The organism is Streptomyces diastatochromogenes, from assembly GCF_002242805.1.
Classification (GTDB): Bacteria; Actinomycetota; Actinomycetes; order Streptomycetales; family Streptomycetaceae; genus Streptomyces; species Streptomyces diastatochromogenes.
Genome location: NZ_MCGQ01000186.1, coordinates 1 through 1,268 on the forward strand (window position 1 = coordinate 1; position 1,268 = coordinate 1,268).

The following is a 1,268-nucleotide window of genomic DNA, read 5'->3' on the forward strand; positions in this document are numbered from 1 at the left end:
GTGCGGATGCGGGCGCGCGGCAGGGAATGGTCACGGGGACTCCGGTGAGGCGGACCAGCGCTCCCAGGGCGGGATGTCCTCGCGGCCCGGTGCGGCGGGGCCGTCGCTGGGGGCGGGGGCGGGAGAAGGATCGTCTGACGCCGGTGCGATGCCGGGTGCCGCCGTCGGCAATCGGCCGTGGAACTCCGGCCAGTAGGCCGCACCCACGGCCAGATCGGCCGCTGGGGCCGAGCTTCGCCACACCGGCGCGAGCCTCGCCAGGGCGTCGCGCAGGAAGGGCCACACCCCGCCCACGCCCCCGACCAGGATCAGTTCGGCATCCGGCGCGGAAGCTTCCGCCAGGGCCTGCACCTGGCTGACGGTGCCTGCCACCTCCGGCCGTCCGGCCAGTTCGTCGCGGTGCAGGGCGAGCGGGGTGAACATCCGATCGGCCAGCGGGCCGTGCCAGGGCACCACCGCCTCGGCGTCGAGCAGGCCCGCGCACTCCAAGGCCGCGTCCAGCAGGGCGAGCAGGTCGCGGGCTGGGCTGCCCTCGTCGCACCGGGCAAGCACCTCTTGGGCGACCAGGTCCGTCCACGCGCCCGCGCCCTCCGCGTGGACGGCGTCCACCGCACGGCGGTCGAGCAGGGATTGTCCGTCGGCGTACGCCACCTGGTAGGGCGCGAGCACGGTCCACCGCTCCCCGCACACCACGGCCAGCACCGTGGCCCGGTCGGGTGGCACCGCACCACCCTCTGCCAGCCAGCGGCAGACCAGGGCATCGGCGGCGCCGATCCTCGACGGTCTGCCCAGGCCGGATTCCTGGCAGCGCTGTTCGGCGTCTGCCGGAGCTCTCGGACCCGTGCACACGACGGTGTAGCAGCCGAGAGCGGGGGTGGTGCCGGCCAATCCCAGGTAGCGGGCGGTGCGCCGGTGTACGCCGCGCAGGAAGCCCTGGGACCAGGGGTCGCCGCGCCAGGCGAGGAGCCGCTCGGCCGTGGCGGGCCCGTCGCCCAGCAGCTGTTCGGCTGCCGCGCTGCCCCAGGCGTCGTCGGCGCATGCGTTGGGGATCAAAGTCCGCTGGCCGTCGCCGAGCAGGGACAGTCGGGCGGCCCCGGGCCTGCCCTCACGGAGTGCCACGACGGTGCGCGCGTACTGCAGGTCGATGCCGAGAACGCCGGTCACGGATTTCCTCCGCAGCTGTCCAGGCAGTCGGTGAGGTGCCGGTGCAGGGCCCCCAGGACGGTGAGCGGGCCGGAGTCGGAGTCGCTCGGGGGTGGGGTGAGGGG

1 protein-coding gene is annotated in these 1,268 nt (G+C 75.0%); it reads right to left on the reverse strand.

Annotated elements, in window-relative coordinates:
- Window positions 1–30: 30 nt before the first annotated feature.
- A complete protein-coding gene (locus BEK98_RS47525; RefSeq protein WP_094222986.1) occupies window positions 31–1,164 on the reverse strand; it encodes a hypothetical protein in 1,134 nt (377 codons plus the stop codon).
- Window positions 1,165–1,268 lie beyond the last annotated feature (104 nt).